General features: G+C 70.1%; 16 protein-coding genes. 6 read left to right on the top strand and 10 right to left on the bottom strand.

The genetic code is table 11. From position 1 onward, the window contains the following. Positions 1 to 39 precede the first annotated feature (39 nt). Both ABMY26_RS25640 and ABMY26_RS25635 read right to left on the bottom strand, forming a co-directional pair. Positions 40 to 777, bottom strand: a complete 738-nt coding sequence (locus ABMY26_RS25640; RefSeq protein WP_372397396.1) for an SDR family NAD(P)-dependent oxidoreductase — start codon at positions 775 to 777, stop codon at positions 40 to 42. 129 nt (positions 778 to 906) lie between these two features. Beyond that, entirely contained in the window at positions 907 to 1,125 is a 219-nt protein-coding gene (locus ABMY26_RS25635) for a hypothetical protein (RefSeq protein ID WP_372397395.1), read from the bottom strand. On the opposite strand from ABMY26_RS25635, the gene ABMY26_RS25630 reads away from it, so the two are divergent. Then, positions 1,124 to 2,308, top strand: a complete 1,185-nt coding sequence (locus ABMY26_RS25630) for a ChaN family lipoprotein (RefSeq protein WP_372397394.1) — start codon at positions 1,124 to 1,126, stop codon at positions 2,306 to 2,308. The genes ABMY26_RS25635 and ABMY26_RS25630 overlap by 2 nt on opposite strands. 16 nt (positions 2,309 to 2,324) lie before the next feature. Here ABMY26_RS25630 and ABMY26_RS25625 read toward each other — a convergent pair whose 3' ends face one another. Then, complete coding sequence (locus tag ABMY26_RS25625) at positions 2,325 to 2,930, bottom strand: NUDIX hydrolase (protein ID WP_372397393.1); 606 nt, start codon at positions 2,928 to 2,930, stop codon at positions 2,325 to 2,327. 170 nt (positions 2,931 to 3,100) lie between these two features. Here ABMY26_RS25625 and ABMY26_RS25620 point away from each other — a divergent pair, with 170 nt between their 5' ends. The 4 genes from ABMY26_RS25620 (at position 3,101) to ABMY26_RS25605 (ending at position 7,397) form a co-directional block, all read left to right on the top strand. Then, positions 3,101 to 4,594, top strand: a complete 1,494-nt coding sequence (locus ABMY26_RS25620; protein ID WP_372397392.1) for a DNA recombination protein RmuC — start codon at positions 3,101 to 3,103, stop codon at positions 4,592 to 4,594. 69 nt (positions 4,595 to 4,663) lie between these two features. Continuing rightward, on the top strand, positions 4,664 to 4,837 hold the full coding sequence (locus ABMY26_RS25615; protein WP_372397391.1) for a hypothetical protein: 174 nt from the start codon (positions 4,664 to 4,666) through the stop codon (positions 4,835 to 4,837). A 169-nt stretch (positions 4,838 to 5,006) separates the two neighbouring features. Continuing rightward, positions 5,007 to 7,055, top strand: coding sequence for a methyl-accepting chemotaxis protein (locus ABMY26_RS25610; RefSeq protein WP_372397390.1), 2,049 nt, complete (start codon positions 5,007 to 5,009; stop codon positions 7,053 to 7,055). Positions 7,056 to 7,190: 135 nt separating this feature from the next. Beyond that, positions 7,191 to 7,397 carry a hypothetical protein gene (locus ABMY26_RS25605; RefSeq protein ID WP_245636617.1) on the top strand — a complete coding sequence of 69 codons (207 nt, stop codon included), beginning with the start codon at positions 7,191 to 7,193 and terminating at the stop codon, positions 7,395 to 7,397. Between the two features lie 48 nt (positions 7,398 to 7,445). Here ABMY26_RS25605 and ABMY26_RS25600 read toward each other — a convergent pair whose 3' ends face one another. The 4 genes from ABMY26_RS25600 to ABMY26_RS25585 all read right to left on the bottom strand — a co-directional run bounded on the left by ABMY26_RS25600 (position 7,446) and on the right by ABMY26_RS25585 (position 10,835). Then, the gene (locus ABMY26_RS25600; protein WP_372397389.1) at positions 7,446 to 8,522 is read right to left on the bottom strand and encodes a hypothetical protein; all 1,077 of its coding nucleotides are present in this window, start codon (positions 8,520 to 8,522) and stop codon (positions 7,446 to 7,448) included. 213 nt (positions 8,523 to 8,735) lie between these two features. Then, a complete protein-coding gene (locus ABMY26_RS25595; protein ID WP_372397388.1) occupies positions 8,736 to 8,963 on the bottom strand; it encodes a DUF1150 family protein in 228 nt (75 codons plus the stop codon). A gap of 112 nt (positions 8,964 to 9,075) precedes the next feature. Then, positions 9,076 to 9,549 (bottom strand): Hsp20 family protein, encoded by a 474-nt coding sequence (locus ABMY26_RS25590; RefSeq protein ID WP_045580913.1) that lies wholly within the window; start codon positions 9,547 to 9,549, stop codon positions 9,076 to 9,078. Between the two features lie 143 nt (positions 9,550 to 9,692). Beyond that, positions 9,693 to 10,835 (bottom strand): NAD(P)/FAD-dependent oxidoreductase, encoded by a 1,143-nt coding sequence (locus ABMY26_RS25585; RefSeq protein ID WP_372397387.1) that lies wholly within the window; start codon positions 10,833 to 10,835, stop codon positions 9,693 to 9,695. Positions 10,836 to 11,115: 280 nt separating this feature from the next. Between ABMY26_RS25585 and rpsD the strand changes: the two genes are divergently transcribed. Next, positions 11,116 to 11,730, top strand: a complete 615-nt coding sequence (rpsD, locus tag ABMY26_RS25580) for a 30S ribosomal protein S4 (RefSeq protein ID WP_045580911.1) — start codon at positions 11,116 to 11,118, stop codon at positions 11,728 to 11,730. Between the two features lie 73 nt (positions 11,731 to 11,803). Here rpsD and ABMY26_RS25575 read toward each other — a convergent pair whose 3' ends face one another. From ABMY26_RS25575 to ABMY26_RS25565, 3 genes are read right to left on the bottom strand one after another with little or no spacing between them, the layout of a single operon-like run. Then, on the bottom strand, positions 11,804 to 13,036 hold the full coding sequence (locus ABMY26_RS25575; protein ID WP_372397386.1) for a PP2C family protein-serine/threonine phosphatase: 1,233 nt from the start codon (positions 13,034 to 13,036) through the stop codon (positions 11,804 to 11,806). Positions 13,037 to 13,046: 10 nt separating this feature from the next. Then, the gene (locus ABMY26_RS25570) at positions 13,047 to 14,174 is read right to left on the bottom strand and encodes a response regulator (RefSeq protein WP_372397385.1); all 1,128 of its coding nucleotides are present in this window, start codon (positions 14,172 to 14,174) and stop codon (positions 13,047 to 13,049) included. Next, on the bottom strand, positions 14,171 to 15,013 hold the full coding sequence (locus ABMY26_RS25565; RefSeq protein ID WP_372397384.1) for an ATP-binding protein: 843 nt from the start codon (positions 15,011 to 15,013) through the stop codon (positions 14,171 to 14,173). The genes ABMY26_RS25570 and ABMY26_RS25565 overlap by 4 nt, the downstream gene beginning before the upstream one ends. Positions 15,014 to 15,017: the final 4 nt, after the last annotated feature.

Raw genomic sequence — 15,017 nt, 5'->3', positions numbered from 1 at the left:
GAGAGCGGGGGAGGGATGGGGGAGGGGGCTGCAGCTTTGTCAGAACAGATGCTGCCCGCCGGTGATGAAGGTCTCCGTCCCGGTCACGTAGGACGAATCCGGGCCGCAGAGGTAGAAGATCACCGCGGCGACGTCCTCCGGCTTGCCCATGCGCTTCAGCGGGATGCGCGGGATCAGCACGTCGTATTCCGGGCCGGTCATCGCCGTCTCGATCTCGCCGGGGGCGACGGCGTTGACGCGCACGCCGATCTCGGCGAACTCAACCGCCATCTCGCGGGTCAGGCCGGACAATGCCGCCTTGGAGGTCGAATAGGCCGAGCCGGCGAAGGGGTGGACCGAATGGCCGGCGATCGAGGTCACGTTGACGATCGCCCCCTTCGCCCGCGACAGCGGGGCGGCGAAGCCGCGCGCCAGCACCAGGGCGGCGAAGAAATTCAGCTCGAACACCCGGTGCCAGCCCTCGATCGAGCCGTTCAGGCAGCCCAGCCGCTCCTTGATCGGGGTCTTCGGCGAGATGCCGGCATTGTTGATCAGCGCATGCAGCGGCGCGCCGTCCAGCGCCTTGTTCGCCTCCTCCACGAAGGCGGCGCGGCTGGCGGGGGCCGACAGGTCGGTCGGGATATGGTGGGTCCAGTTGGGATCGCGCCGGCAATGGGCCGGCACATCCTCGCGCGAGCAGGAGATGACGCGCCAGCCTTCGCTGCTGAAGCGGCTGACGGTGGCGTGTCCGATACCCCGGCTGGCGCCGGTGAGGATGACGGTCTTGCGGTGCGGCATGGGGGCTTGCGCTTCACGGATGATTGCGGTCGGCGGGGGAAGCGGACGCCCTGGGATCGGCCTCGGGGAAACCGGATGCGGCCGTCGAAGGCCGGTCATCCGCCGCAAATCCACCGCCTGCCGCCGATCCTACCCGTCGCCGCCGGTCCTGTCATCCGCCAGCCGGCATCCCGCCCGCACCCAAGCCGATGCGGTGCTGTCGGCCTCGATACGCGGCCGAACGACGCAATCCGCCGTGGCGTCCATTGACGGCGGGCGGTGCAGGCCCAACCTTGGCGCAATCCCCGCACCGCCGGAGGTCGCCTTGCCGCGCCAGCCCGTCCGTTCCGCCGCTCCCATCTTGCGCATGCGTCTCGCATCCCTGGTCCTCGCGGCCCTGGCCTTGGGCGCTCCCGCCGCCCGTGCGGAGGACGCCGCGCGCATCGGCTGCGTGCCGCCGGGCGTCTGGGCCGACGGCACCGGGACGGCGATGGAGCCGGTGCCGCTGCTGCGCCGGCTGGCCGAGGCGCCGGTGGTCCTGCTGGGCGAACAGCATGACCGGCCTGACCATCACCGATGGCAGCTCCATACGCTCGCCGGGCTGCACGCGCTCAATCCCGATCTCGCCGTCGGGATGGAGATGCTGCCGCGCCGGCTTCAGCCGGTGCTCGACCGCTGGGGGACGGGGGAGCTGACGGAGGCGGAGTTCCTGAAACAGACCGACTGGCGCACGGTCTGGGGCTTCGACCCGAACTTCTACCTGCCGATCCTGCAGTTCGCCCGGCTGCACCGGCTGCCGGTGGTGGCGCTGAACGTCGAGCGGTCGCTGATCGGCCGCACCGCCCGCAACGGCTGGGCCGCCATCCCCGAGGCGGAGCGCGAGGGCGTCGGCACGCCGGCCGGCCCGTCGGAGGCCTACCGCAGCCGGCTGACCGAGACGCTGGCCGCGCACGATCGCCCGGCATCGCAGGCCGGCTCCGCCAACGGCGGCACCCCGACCGATGCAGCCGCACGCTTCATCGAGGCCCAGAGCGTCTGGGACCGCGCGATGGCGGAGAAGATCGCCGAGATCCGCCGCGTCACCGGCCGCGGGGTGGTCGCCATCCTGGGCGAGGGGCATGCCGCCCATGGCGACGGCGTGCCGCACCAGCTGTCCGACCTCGGCATCGCTGGGACCGCCGTGCTGCTGCCCTGGGATGCCGACCGCGATTGCGACGAGCTGGACGGCCGGATCGCCGACGCCGTCTTCGGCCTGGGGCCGTCCACCGCCGAGCCCGAGGTGCCGCGCCCGCGGCTGGGCGTGCAACTCGACCCCGGTCCGGACGGAATCTCGGTGGGCGCGGTCAGCGACGGCAGCGTGGCGGCGGCCGCGGGCCTGCGGAGCGGCGACCGCATCCTGGCCGCCGCCGGGAACCCGGTGCGCGCGCCGGCCGATCTGGTCGCCGTCATCCGCCGTCAGGCCCCCGGCACCTGGCTGCCGCTGACCGTCCGCCGCGACGGCGCGGACCGCGAACTGGTGGCGAAGTTTCCGGCGGAAGCGCCGGAGCGGTAGGGGCTCCGCCGTCCGGCTAAAGCATCCGGTCCCAGCGGGCGAGCGCGTCGGGGGTGGGGTTGACCGCGGGAGCGCAGTCGTCGCGGCCCAGCCGCTCGCGATGTTCCCGCAAGGCCCAGACGACGGTTGGGAAGGCCAGCTCGGCCCAGGGAATCTCCTCCCAGGCGAACAGGCCGACCTCCAGGCTTTCCGGGCCGGGCTCGACCTCCGGCGACAGCAGGCGGGCGCGGAAGATCATCTGCACCTGGCTGATGCGCGGAATGTCGTAGATCGCCAGCAGATGGTCGATGGCGATGCGGGCGCGCGCCTCCTCCCACGCCTCGCGGGCGGCGCCGTCGCGGGTGCTCTCGCGCTCCTCCATGTAGCCGGCGGGCAGGGTCCAGAAGCCCTTGCGCGGCTCGATGGCGCGGCGGCACAGCAGGATGCGCCCATCCTCCCAGGTCGCCACCGCGCCCACCACGATCAGCGGGTTCTGGTAGGCGATGTAGCCGCAGTCGGGGCACATCAGCCGCTCGCGGTCCTCGCCGGGCGGAATGGCGCGGACGCGGGGGCCGCCGCAGTCGGGCGCGCAGGGAGGGGTACTGTCGGCGGTGCCGCCGTTGAGGATCTTGTCGTCGGGCATGGCTTCCGATATGGCGCGGCATCCTCCGTTGGGCAAGCGGAGAAAGCGCGGGCGTGGCCATCGCCAAGCGGCGGTCCCCTGGCCACTCCGGGAACGTCCGTTCGCGGCCTGTTCCAATTCGCGTTTCGTTCCGATAGGCTGTGCCCGATTTGGGTGTGGGGGAACGGGTGTTGGCGCAGTTCGCGGTGAACGGGATGGCGGTGGACGGGCCGTCGCTGGCGGTGGGGCTGCTGGCCGGCCTGCTGCTGGGGGGTGCCATCGCCTGGGCGGTGCTGCGCGCCGCTGCCGGCCGTGCGGAAGCCGCTGCCGCCGCCCTGCATGCGGAGTTCGCCACCCGCCTGGATCTCGCCGAACGGACCGAGGACGATCTGCGCGAGGAGATCGAGGCGCGCGACCACCAGATCGCCCGCCTGCATGGCGAGATCGCCGACGCCCGCGAGACCCATGCCCGGCTGTCCACCCGGCTGGACGCCGAACGGGCGGCGGCGGCCGAGAAGTTGGCCCTGCTGGAACGGGCGCAGACGGTGCTGACCGACAGCTTCAAGGCGCTGTCGGCCGAAGCCCTGCACCGCAACAACCGCAGCTTCCTCGATCTGGCGCGCGAGACGCTGGCCGGCTTCCAGGAGCAGGCGAAGGGCGACCTCGACAAGCGCCAGACCGCCATCGCCGCCATCGTCGATCCGGTGCGCCAGTCGCTGGAGGCGATGGACCGCCAGATCCGCGACCTGGAGAGCACGCGGGCCGGCGCCTATGAAGGGCTGAAGCAGCAGGTGCTGTCGTTGGTCGAGACCCAGAGCCAGCTGCGGGCGGAAACCGGCAACCTCGTCCGTGCGCTCCGCACCCCGGCTGCGCGCGGGCGCTGGGGCGAAATCCAGCTGCGCCGGGTCTGCGAGATGGCGGGGATGCTCGACCATTGCGACTTCGTCGAGCAGGCGTCGGTGGAGGGTGGCGCCGTCGGGCCGGGCGGCGGCAGGCTGCGCCCCGACCTGATCGTCACGCTGCCCGGCGGCAAGACCATCGTGGTCGACGCCAAGACGCCGTTGGAAGGCTATCTGGACGGCGTCCAGGCTGCCGACGACACGGCGCGACGCGACGGCATGGCCCGCCATGCCCGCCATGTGCGCGAGCACATGAAGCAACTCGGCGCCAAGGGCTATTGGGACCAGTTCGACGACAGCCCGGAATTCGTCGTGCTGTTCCTGCCCGGCGAGAACTTCTTCTCCGCCGCGCTGGAGCAGGACCCGGCGCTGATCGAGGCCGGCATCGACCACCGTGTCATCCTGGCCACCCCGACCACGCTGATCGCCCTGCTGCGCGCCGTCGCCTATGGCTGGCGGCAGGAGCGGCTGGCCGACAACGCCCGCGAGATCAGCGCGCTGGGGGCGGAGCTGTACAAGCGGCTGTCCGACCTGGGCGGCCATATGGAGCGGCTGGGCGGCCAGCTCGACAAGGCGGTCGGCTGCTACAACAGTGCGGTCGGCACGCTGGAATCGCGGGTGCTGGTCAGCGCGCGCCGCTTCCGCGACCTGCATGCCGCGCCCGAGGGGGCGGAAATCCCGCTGGTGGAGCCGCTCGACCACAGCCCGCGCCGACTGCAGGCGGCGGAATTGCGGGCAGAGGATTTGCGGGCAGTGGATCTGCGAGTTGGCGGCGATGCGGATTGAGGGCGGCTGTGCTATGGATGCAGCCGGGCCGACGGCCTGCCTCCTCTCCTTGCCGACATGAGACGACCGATGACGGACCAGACCGTCCGCTGCGACCGCTGCGACCACCGCTACCCCGCCGCCGAGGAGGGCTGTCCGCGCTGCCGGTCGATCCGACGCACCAATGCCGTGATCGTGGTGCTGCTGGTGATGCTGGTTATCCTCGCCCTGGGCGGCTGGATCGGCATCCAGATCCTGACCTGAGCCTGCCGCTTCCGGTGAGGCTCGTGCAGACACTGCACAATTTGGGGGCGAATCGCCTAGCGAAACATCATTTCGTTGCGACCCGATAATCGAGCAAGTTTTTTGCTTGTCACAAATGGGACAATTTGAGAAGCAACCCTTCGCCGTCGTCTCTGCGCAAGGGCCAATCATGCTGAAGACTCTCAGGATCGCCGCGCTCACCAACCTGTTCGGCGTGGTGGTCACGCTCGGTTTCCTGGCGGTCGTCGTCACCGGTGCGCTGGCGATCCGTGAGTTGAAGGTGGGCGGTCCGATCTACCAGCGCATCGTGCTGGGCAAGGACGTGATCGCCGACATCCTGCCCCCTCCGGAATATGTCATCGAAGCCTATCTGGAGGCGACGCTGGCGATGAACGATCCGGCGTCGGCCGGCCAGCGGCGCGGGCGCCTGGCGCAACTGCGCAAGGATTATGACGAGCGGCATGAGTATTGGCTGAAGGAGAGCTTCGAGCCGGCGATCCTGGAAACGCTGACCAGGACCTCGCACGCGCCGGTGATGCGCTTCTGGACGGAGGTCGAGACGGTTTTCCTGCCGGCGCTGGCCCGCAAGGACGAGGCTGCGGCGAGAGCCTCCTACAAGATCATCGCCGATGCCTACGCCGCCCACCGTGCCGTCGTCGACCGGATCGTCGAGGACACCACCCGCTACAACAGCCAGACCGAGGTCTATGCCGCCGACCGCGAACGCCTGTTCCTGACCGCGGTGTGGGGTGTCTCGGCCCTGGTGCTGGCGGTGGTGGTGCTGGGCGTGCTGGGCATAAGGCGGCGCGTGGTGCGGCCGGTGGGCGAACTCACCGTGGCGATGCGCACCCTGGCCCAGGGCAACCTCGCCGTGGCGATCCCCGGCGCCGACCGCAACGACGAGATCGGGGCGATGGCCCGGGCACTCCGTGTCTTCAAGGAGAATGCGGAGGAGGCCGAACGGCTGCGCCGGCTGCGCGAGGAGGAGCGCGAGCGGTCCGAACGCGAAAAACAGGCCGCCCTGCAGCATATGGCCGAGACGGTGGAGACCGAGGCGTCCAATGCGGTGGATGTGGTCGCCAGCCAGACCGGCCAGATGGCCGGCAACGCCACCCGCATGGCCGAATCGGCCCGCGCGGTCAGCGACAACAGCCAGAGCGTCGCCGCCGCCGCGACCCAGGCGCTGTCCAACGCCCAGACGGTGGCCGCCGCATCCGAACAGCTCAGCGCCTCGATCCGCGAGATTGCCAGCCAGATCGCCACCGCCACCGCGATGACCGGCGAGGCGGTGGATGCATCGGCCCGGGCGGAGGAGACGATCCAGCGTCTGTCCGATGCCGTGACCCGGATCGGCGAGGTGACCGGCCTGATCAACGACGTCGCCGGCCAGACCAACCTCTTGGCACTGAACGCCACCATCGAGGCGGCGCGGGCGGGGGAGGCCGGCAAGGGCTTCGCCGTCGTCGCCAGCGAGGTGAAGCTGCTTGCCGGCCAGACGGCCAAGGCGACGGAGGAGATCGAAAGCCAGATCGCCGCCATCCAGGCCACCACCGCCGAGGCGGTCGAGGCGGTGCGTGCCATCGCCGGGCGGGTGCGCGGGGTGGAAAGCGTGTCTGCCAACGTCGCTGCCGCCATCGAGGAACAGGAGGCGGCGACCGGCGAGATCGCCCGCAACGTCGTCCAGACCTCCAACGCCGCGCAGGAGGTGGCGACCCGCATCGCCGCCGTCTCCCAGGAGGCGACGACCACCGGCGAACGCGCCATCGAGGTCAATGCCCTGTCCGGCCGGGTGGCGACCAGCATCGACCAGCTCCGCCGTGTCCTGGTGGAGGCGATCCGCACCGCGACGCCGGAGGTCAACCGCCGGGCGGCGCCGCGCTATCCGCTGAACCGCCCGGGCCGGCTGGGCATCGGGCCGGAGGGCGGGCTGGGGGGCGGCGGGCGCGAGGTGCCGGTCACGGTCGACAATGCCTCCGAAGGCGGGGCGCAGCTCAGCGGCCTGCCGGCGGAGCTGTGGGCCGGCCTGGCCGAGGGGACCGTGCTGCGCGTCGCCCTGCCGGGGCTGGAGCCGGTCCCCGCCGCCGTGCGTGGACTAGAACCGGGGCCCGGCGGCCGCCTGCATGTGACCTTCACCCTGGCCGTTGCCGACCGTGCCCGCTTCGCCGAACAGTTCCGCCGCACCGTCGCCGGCCTGACGCCGCTGGAACGGGCAGCCTGACCGCGAAACGCCGGATTGGCGTCATTGGAGGCGGGAATTTCGGAGATGACAGGCATTTCATGACGATCGGGCGGTGCGAGGGTCCAGAATGACCGCGTCCAGGGGCCTACGGCCCGCGTCGAAAGCCTGCCCGCCATGGTCGACACCACAGCCTGCCCCTACTGCGGCTCCGATTACGGGCATGGACCCGACGATTGCCCGTTGTGCCGGTCGGCCCGGCGCAAGGATCTGGTCGTCCGCCTGCTCATCGGGCTGATGTTCGTCATCCCCATCCTGACGCTGCTCGCCACGGCTCTGCTGGATGGCGGAGTCGGGGAGACGCTGCTGTCGCTTGGGGGGTGAGGTTAGGGGAAATGCGGGCGCTGCGGCCGTGATGCCGCGGCGGCCTCCTTATAGATGACCCGTCCGCGCCGATTGCTCCAGCGCCTTGATGTGCGACAGGCCGGGCAGGATCTCCGACTTCACGAATTCCATGCGGCGGTTGGGTCCGCCGCCGCCGCGGGCGAAGCGGTGTTTCCACAAATCCATCTTCACGGCCAGGCCGCACAGCACGCCGCCGATGGTGACGTGGTGGGAGGAGATCAGCTCGCGGATCGTCCGGAAGGTGTCGGCGTTGATGTCGCTCCAGAAGTCCTTGGAGCGGTTGTCGAAGCTCTCGAACCGGCCGGTGATGGAGGTGGAGATGTCGGTCAGGTCGCGGGCGATGTCGTCGAGCATGCGCATCTGGCGGGAATCGCGCTTCACCTCGGCGGAGCTGCGGATCTCGCCCATCCAGGTGACGAAGCGCTGCACCTCCGGCACGATCTCGTCCAGGCATTTGCGGAAATAGGCCAGCGACAGGAAGATGTCGCCATACTCCTCCAGGAACTGCGGGATTTCGTTCAGGCCGATGTCCAGCCGGTCGGCCATCATGCGCAGGTTGCGCAGCGCCTCGTCCCGGTTGGGATTGGCGAACAGCTGGATGATGTCGGTGACGTCGGCGACATGCACCTCCTCCGTGCCATAGACATATTCCATCAGCGGGCGGGTAAAGACCCGCATGTAGTTGGTCAGTTCCGCCTTCTTGCGGTCGGACAGGGTCAGCGACTCGACGCTGTTGACGTCGATGTTCAGCCGCCGCAGCTCGATGCGCGAGGAATAGACGTCGAAGCTGGACGCGGCGCCGATCTTTTCCAGCTTCACCAGATCGCGTTCGATCTCGTCCTTGTGGGATTCGAAATAGGCGGGGAGGTGGCGGGCGGTCACCTGGCCGCTGCCGGTCTGGGCGTCGCGGAACATCTCCACCACGGTCTGCAACCGGACGTTCTTGATCAGCCGGGAATGCTGAAGACCGGGAGTTTCCAGCGGGATGGCCGACAATGGCAGGATGTGCAGCGAATCGCGGGCCTCGTCGTCCCAGGATTTACGCTTTTCGGTATCTGCCGCGGTTCTTGCCTCTGCCGCGGTATCGCTTTCCCCGCCATCCACCCGGCCGTCTCCCGATGCGTTTTTACGTCTGCATCAACGATTATCGCAGAGCGCACCTTACAACAGGAGTTAGGGCTGACAAGGATCGAGATGCTGCTGTCTGCGACGCGAAAGCGACAAATCGAAGCGGGCAGCCAAGCGACTCGCGCTTGTGAACCACTGCCCTTGCTGCCGGACACGCCGGCTGCCGCCGGCGCATCCGTTCCGCAACGGTCAGTGGACGCTGACCGGTTCCATGTCGTTCTGCACGATGGCGGCGAAGGCCAGGTCGCGCTCGGCGACGACGCTCAGCGGCGTGCCGTCGGCGGCGTGGATCGCGAAGGCGAGGGTGCCGTCCACCTCGACGCTGCGGACATAGGCGACGTCGCCGAGGCCGAAGCCGGCGAAATCCTGGGGCGACAGCTGGCGCAGCTGGCTGTGGGTGTCGTTGATCATCATCATGGTCTCCCGGCGGCTCCCCTTATGGGCGGCCGCGCGTGCAGAGTATCGGGAACGGGATGTGCAGGGAACGGAATGCGCATGAAAATCCGGCTGCCGGAATCCGGTCGTCGTTTCAGCCGTCCCTGCCGTCGGCGGACACGTCGATGGTGCGGGGCGCGGCACCGGCGGCCTTCTTCGGCTGCTCGATCTTGATGGTGCGGACCTTGGGTTCCGGCATCGGGCGGGTCAGGTCGATGTTCAGCAACCCGTTGTCGAGCGAACAGCCCACCACCTCGATCCCCTCGGCCAGCACGAAGCTGCGCTGGAACTGCCGCGCGGCGATGCCGCGATGCAGGTAGATGCGCGACTTGTCATCGGTCTGGCGGCCGCGGATGACCAGCTGGTTGTCCTCGATCTGGACCGACAGGTCCTCGGAGGTGAAACCGGCAACGGCCAGCGTGATGCGCAGTCCGTCGTCGCCGATCTGCTCGATGTTGTAGGGCGGGTAGCCTTCGGCCGAATTCTTGGCGATGCGGTCGAGCGTGCGCTCGAACTGGTCGAACCCGAGCAGGAGCGGACTGTTGAAGAGCGAAAGGCGAGTGGTCACGACGCATCCTCCTCACGACGGGAGCGAGTTGCGGGAGATGGGCCCGTTTCCGGCGCCCGGCGGATCGGCGGCCCAGCACATGCCGGCGCCGCCATGCCTATAGATTGGGAGGCGGGATGCCGCGATCAAGCATCTTGCAGGCCTCATCCACGGTTAAGGATTTCAGGGGGCTCGCCCAGATCCGAAGCCACCCTGTCGGCGATGGCGAGGCAGGAGGTCAGGCCCGGCGATTCGATGCCGAACAGGTTGACCAGCCCCTCGATGCCATGGGCATCCGGCTCCTGGATCAGGAAGTCGGCCTGCGGCTGTCCCGGGCCGCTCAGCTTCGGCCGCACGCCGGAATAGGCCGGCACTAGCGCCCCGTCGGGCAGGTCCGGCCAATAGGCGCGCACCGCGCCGTAGAAGGAGTCGGCGCGCACCGGATCGACGGCGTAGTCGACCGGCTCCGTCCTGTCGCCCAGCCATTCGACATCGGGACCGAAACGGGCCTGTCCGGCGAGGTCGAGCGTCAGGTGGACGCCCAGTCCCCCCTCCACCGGCACCGGGTAGACCAGCCGCGAGAAGGGGGAGCGGCCGGCGGCCAGCGCATAGTAATTGCCCTTGGCCAGCACCCGCGGCGGCACATGGGCGGCATCCAGCCCCTCCAGCCCGCGGGCGACGGCCCAGGCGCCCAGCCCGGCGGCGTTGACCAGGGTGGAGCAGGCGATCCGCATCGGCTCGGCCCCGCCGACCTCCAGCTCGAAGCCGTCCGCGCTGCGGTGGGAGCGCTCCAGCGGGCTGAGCAGGGCGAGCATCGCCCCGGCCTCCTCGGCGTCGCCCAGCAGGGCCAGCATCAGGCCGTGGCTGTCGACGATCCCGGTGGACGGCGACAGCAGCGCGCCGACGGTGCGCAGGTTCGGCTCCCACGCCCTTGCGGTGGCCGCATCGATCTCCTCCAGGTCGGTGACGCCGTTGGCGGCGGCCTGGGCCCGGATCGCCGCCAGCTTCGGCAGCTGGTCCTCTTCCGTCGCCACGATCAGCTTGCCGATGCGGCGGTGCTCCACCCCATGGGCGGCGCAATAGTCGTAGAGCGCGTCGCGGCCGGGAACGCACAATCGGGCGCGCAGGCTGCCGGTCGGGTAGTAGATGCCGGCATGGATGACCTCCGAGTTGCGCGAACTGGTGCCGGTGCCGATGGCGTCCGCCGCCTCCAGCACGATCACCTCGCGCCCGGCCCGCGCCAGCCGCCGCGCCACCGCCAGCCCGACCACGCCCGCCCCGACGACCACGCAATCCACCCGTTCCATCGCCTTCGTCCCACCGTCATGCCGTTGCCGGCAAGGGGAGCGCAAAAGCACAGGCGCGCGCAAGAGGGAGCGGACGCCGGGCCGCATCGCCGCCATGTTGCCCGGCTTCGCAATGCCCGGCCTTGCAATGCTTGACTCCGGAGCGCCAATGGGTATTGTGCGCGCCTTCACCTCCTGGGAACGCGGGCGCGCGCACTCTTTTGCGCCCCGTCCGTCGCCTGCAAGGGCGGCCGGACCTACCGGGACAACATCAACTCGTGTCCAACGAGGCCTGAGAGCTATGAGCAAGCGTCAAGAGTCCAAGTACAAGATCGACCGCCGCCTCGGCGTCAACCTGTGGGGCCGCGCCAAGAGCCCGCTGAACAAGCGCGAGTACGGCCCGGGCCAGCACGGCCAGCGCCGCAAGAAGCCGTCGGACTACGGTCTGCAGCTGATGGCCAAGCAGAAGCTGAAGGGCTATTACGGCAACATCGGCGAGAAGCAGTTCCGCCGCATCTATGCCGAGGCCGTCCGCCGCAAGGGCGACACCGGCGAGAACCTGATCGGCCTGCTGGAGCGCCGTCTGGACGCCGTGGTCTACCGCATGAAGTTCGCGCCGACCCCGTTCGCCGCCCGTCAGCTGATCAACCATGGCCACATCCTGGTCAACGGCCGTCGCCTGAACGTCGCCTCGGCCCGCATCAAGGACAACGACACCGTCGAGGTGCGCGCCAAGTCCAAGCAGATGGCCCTGGTGCTGGAAGCCGCCGCTTCGGGCGAGCGTGACGTCCCCGATTATCTGGAAGTCGACGGCGGCGCGCTGAAGGGCCGCTTCGTCCGCGCTCCGCTGCTGGCCGACGTGCCGTACCCGGTCCAGATGGAACCGAACCTGGTCATCGAGTTCTACTCGCGCTGATCGGTCGGCTTCCGCCGAACGCGAAAGGCCGCTCCTTCGGGGGCGGCCTTTTTGCTTTGGGGCTGGCGGTTTCTCAACCTCGTCGGGTCAGCAGCAGCGCGGTCAGGTCGTCGTCGATCGGGCCGGTGGCATGCAGGTCGTCGAGCAGGCCGGACAGCAGGCGGGCGCCGCCGCCGCCGCCGTCATCGACGTTGTCGCCATCATGCAGGCGGCGGGCGAGCAGCAGGGCGAGGCCGTGCTCGTCCAGCACGTCGTGGGTGTCCCCGCCCAGCGGGATTTCGATGGCGGCGTCGGAATAGAGGAACAGGCGGGAGCCCGGCGGCATCGGCAATTGACGGCTGTCGTAGGTGGCCGACGGCAGCAGGCCCAGCGGCAGGCCGCTGCCGTCGCCCAGCCGCGGGGCCTCGTCGCCGGGCAGCCACAGCATCGGCGCCGTCGACCCGGCGGAGGCGTAGTGGAAGATACCGGCCACCGGGTCGATCAGGCCGGTCAGCATGGTGGCGAACTGCCCGATCGGCAGCAGGCCGCACAGCCGGCGGTTCACGGTGCACAGGAACTCCGCAGGGGCGAGGGCGGTGCTGCCGATCTGGCGGCAAATGGCATCCAGCCGGAAGGTGTTCAGCGCGGCGCCGACGCCATGGCCGGAGAAATCGACCAAGTAGACGGCGATCCGGCCGTCCGGCAGATGGTCGATCCCCCAGAAATCGCCGCCCAGTTCGGAAGACGGCTCGAAATGGGCGTGGATGGCAATGCCGGTCGCCGCCTCCAGCGCGGCCAGCCGCTCGGGGCCGGGCAGCAGGCGCCCCTGCATGGCGCGGGCCAATCCCAGCTCCGCCTCGGTCCGGCTGCGATAGCACTCCAGGTCGCGCAGCATGGCGCGCTTGACGAGCTGGATGCGGACACGGGCCATCAGTTCGACGGCATTGATCGGCTTGGTGACATAGTCGGTCGCCCCGGCGGCGAAGGCGCGGGCGCGGTCCTCAGCCCGGCTCAGGCTGGATTGCACCAGCACCGGCAGCGATGCCCAGCGCGGATCGGCGCGCAGTTGCCGGCACATCTCGAATCCGTCCATCTGCGGCATCATCAGGTCGAGCAGCACGATGTCCGGCTTGAACCGCTCCATGCGGGCCAGGGCGTCGTGCCCGTCCTCCGCCTGTTCGATCAGGGTGATGCCGCCGCGCTCCAGCACCGCCACCAGCAGGTGCCGGTTCATCCGGTTGTCGTCGACGATCAGCACCCGGGCATCGGCCAGCCCGTCCGGTGTGCCGCCCGTCCCGGTCGGCGGAAGATCCGGGCCGTCGCTCATGCCGCTCTTCTCATGTCGGGGCCTTCCGCTCGATCCACAGAAGCGCGTGGTCGCCGCCGCCTGATGCCTCCGGGGCTTCCGGGGCGGCGACGGCACCGAGCGCCAGCACGGCGCCCGGCGGCAGGTCCATCGCCTCGGCACGGTAGCGGGTCCCGGGAGCGACGCCGATCGGCAGGCCGGTGGCGGTGCCGAATTCCGGCACGCCGCTGGCTTGCAGGATGCCGTTGCGCAGGATCATCGGCGGCGTGCCTTCGGCGGAGGCGTGGGTGAAGCGCCCGGCCTCGCCGTCGACCACGCCGTAGGTCATCGTCGCCTTTTCGCCCGGGGCCATCATGTCGGCGGCGCGATCGTTCAGTACGGTCAGCAGGGCGGCGGCGTCCTCGCCATGGATGGGCCCCAGCTCCTGCAGCAGCGTGTGCAGCCGGAAAGCGTTCAGCGAGGCGGACACGCCCTGGCCGGCCACGGTCAGCAGATAGACGCCGAATCGCCGCCCGCCGAGCGGCAGCAATCCCCACAGGTCGCCGCCGAGATCGGGGGAGATCACAGTGCGGGCGCGCAGCGTGCAGCCGGCGGCTTCGCCGACCGCGGCGCATTGGGCGGCCGTCGGCAGCAGATGCTCCTGCATCGAGCGGGCGACCGCCAGTTCCGCCTCCACCCGCGCGCGGTAGGCCAGAAGGCTGCGGATCAGCAGCCGGCTTTCCAGGTGGATGCGCACGCGGGCCAGCAGCTCCGTCCGCTCCAGCGGCTTCGTCACCAAGTCGGTGGTGCCGGCGGCGAAGGCGCGGTTGCGGTCCTCGCCCGACGACAGGGCGGTCTGCACCAGGATCGGCAGGTCGGCCATCTCAGGCATGGCGCGCAGCCGGCGGCAGACCTCGAACCCGTCCATCCCCGGCATCATGATGTCCAGGATCAGCAGGTCGGGAGCGCCGGCCGCGGCGATCAGGTCTAGCGCCTCCCGTCCGCCGGAGGCGAAGGACAGCTTGCGGAACCCGGCTTCGGCCAGCAGGGCGCCGACCAGCTTGCGGTTGGATGCGGTGTCGTCGACCACCAGGATCGGGCAGTCGAAGATCTGGCAATCGGAACCCCGGTCCTCCCGGCCGCCGTTGGCGACGCTGTTCTGGACATGTCCGGCGATCATAGCCCGAACCTCAGGCGGATGCGGCGGCCGCCGTCGACGATCTCCAGCCTCTCGGCGATGGTGCCGATCAAATCCAGGCCACGGCCGGAGGCACCGCCGCCGCCGGAGCCGCCGCCGCGCGGGGCGGGGACGAAGCCGGCGCCCTCGTCGGCGATCTCCACAGTGGCGAGCGGCCGTCCGTTCTCCGCCGGTTCGATCCGCACCAGGATGACGACGCGGCGGGCGGCCAGCACCGGGTCGCCCAGCCGGTCGCGGAGGTCGCGGGAAAAGCGTTCGAGCTCGACCGCGCTCAACTCCTTCATGCCGGCGACGCCCAGGTTGCCATGCACCAGCGCGTTGCTGACGGCCTCATGCAGGGCCAGCTCGATGTCGTTGCGGCGGTCCCCGGCGAGCGGATGGCGGGCGGCCAAGGCGGCCAGCAGCCGGGCACCGAGCTGGAGGCCGTGTGCGGTGGCGGTGGTCAGGTTGACGTAGAGATCGGCGGATGACGCCTCGGCGAGCAAGGGGGCCAGCTGGGGCGCCAACGCGGCGGTCCCTTCGCCGGTGCCGGCGGCCGGCTCGATCCAGGCCGCGACCGGAGGCAGCCACAGCGCCGGCGCATCGGGATCGGAGTCCTCCGCCCCGGTTCCCTGCATGCCGGTTCCCCATCCTCCGGTCAGCACGGCGGCCAGCGGACCGTCCGCAGGGCAGGAGCCGGCCGGAACCGTGGCCGGGCGCAAGCCCAGTGCCCCGGCCAGCGGGTCCAGGCGGTCGGAGGACAGGCCCGGCCCGATCAGGCCGGCGAAGCGGGTGCGGCTTCCGGAAGGAAGGCGGGAGGGAATGGTCGTCCCGTCGGTCAAGCCG

It is taken from the genome of Azospirillum sp. HJ39, from assembly GCF_041507355.1.
GTDB lineage: Bacteria > Pseudomonadota > Alphaproteobacteria > Azospirillales > Azospirillaceae > Azospirillum > Azospirillum thiophilum.
Note: the sequence above shows the minus strand (reverse complement) of the source record. Positions and strands in the feature narration are given on the sequence as shown.

Coding starts and splice junctions, on each gene's coding strand:
- ABMY26_RS25640 (WP_372397396.1), bottom strand. CDS start 777: ATGCCGCACCGCAAGACCGTCATCCTCACCGGCGCCAGCCGGGGTATC.
- ABMY26_RS25630 (WP_372397394.1), top strand. CDS start 1,124: ATGCGTCTCGCATCCCTGGTCCTCGCGGCCCTGGCCTTGGGCGCTCCC.
- ABMY26_RS25635 (WP_372397395.1), bottom strand. CDS start 1,125: ATGCGCAAGATGGGAGCGGCGGAACGGACGGGCTGGCGCGGCAAGGCG.
- ABMY26_RS25625 (WP_372397393.1), bottom strand. CDS start 2,930: ATGCCCGACGACAAGATCCTCAACGGCGGCACCGCCGACAGTACCCCT.
- ABMY26_RS25615 (WP_372397391.1), top strand. CDS start 4,664: ATGACGGACCAGACCGTCCGCTGCGACCGCTGCGACCACCGCTACCCC.
- ABMY26_RS25610 (WP_372397390.1), top strand. CDS start 5,007: ATGCTGAAGACTCTCAGGATCGCCGCGCTCACCAACCTGTTCGGCGTG.
- ABMY26_RS25605 (WP_245636617.1), top strand. CDS start 7,191: ATGGTCGACACCACAGCCTGCCCCTACTGCGGCTCCGATTACGGGCAT.
- ABMY26_RS25595 (WP_372397388.1), bottom strand. CDS start 8,963: ATGATGATGATCAACGACACCCACAGCCAGCTGCGCCAGCTGTCGCCC.
- ABMY26_RS25585 (WP_372397387.1), bottom strand. CDS start 10,835: ATGGAACGGGTGGATTGCGTGGTCGTCGGGGCGGGCGTGGTCGGGCTG.
- rpsD (WP_045580911.1), top strand. CDS start 11,116: ATGAGCAAGCGTCAAGAGTCCAAGTACAAGATCGACCGCCGCCTCGGC.
- ABMY26_RS25575 (WP_372397386.1), bottom strand. CDS start 13,036: ATGAGCGACGGCCCGGATCTTCCGCCGACCGGGACGGGCGGCACACCG.
- ABMY26_RS25570 (WP_372397385.1), bottom strand. CDS start 14,174: ATGATCGCCGGACATGTCCAGAACAGCGTCGCCAACGGCGGCCGGGAG.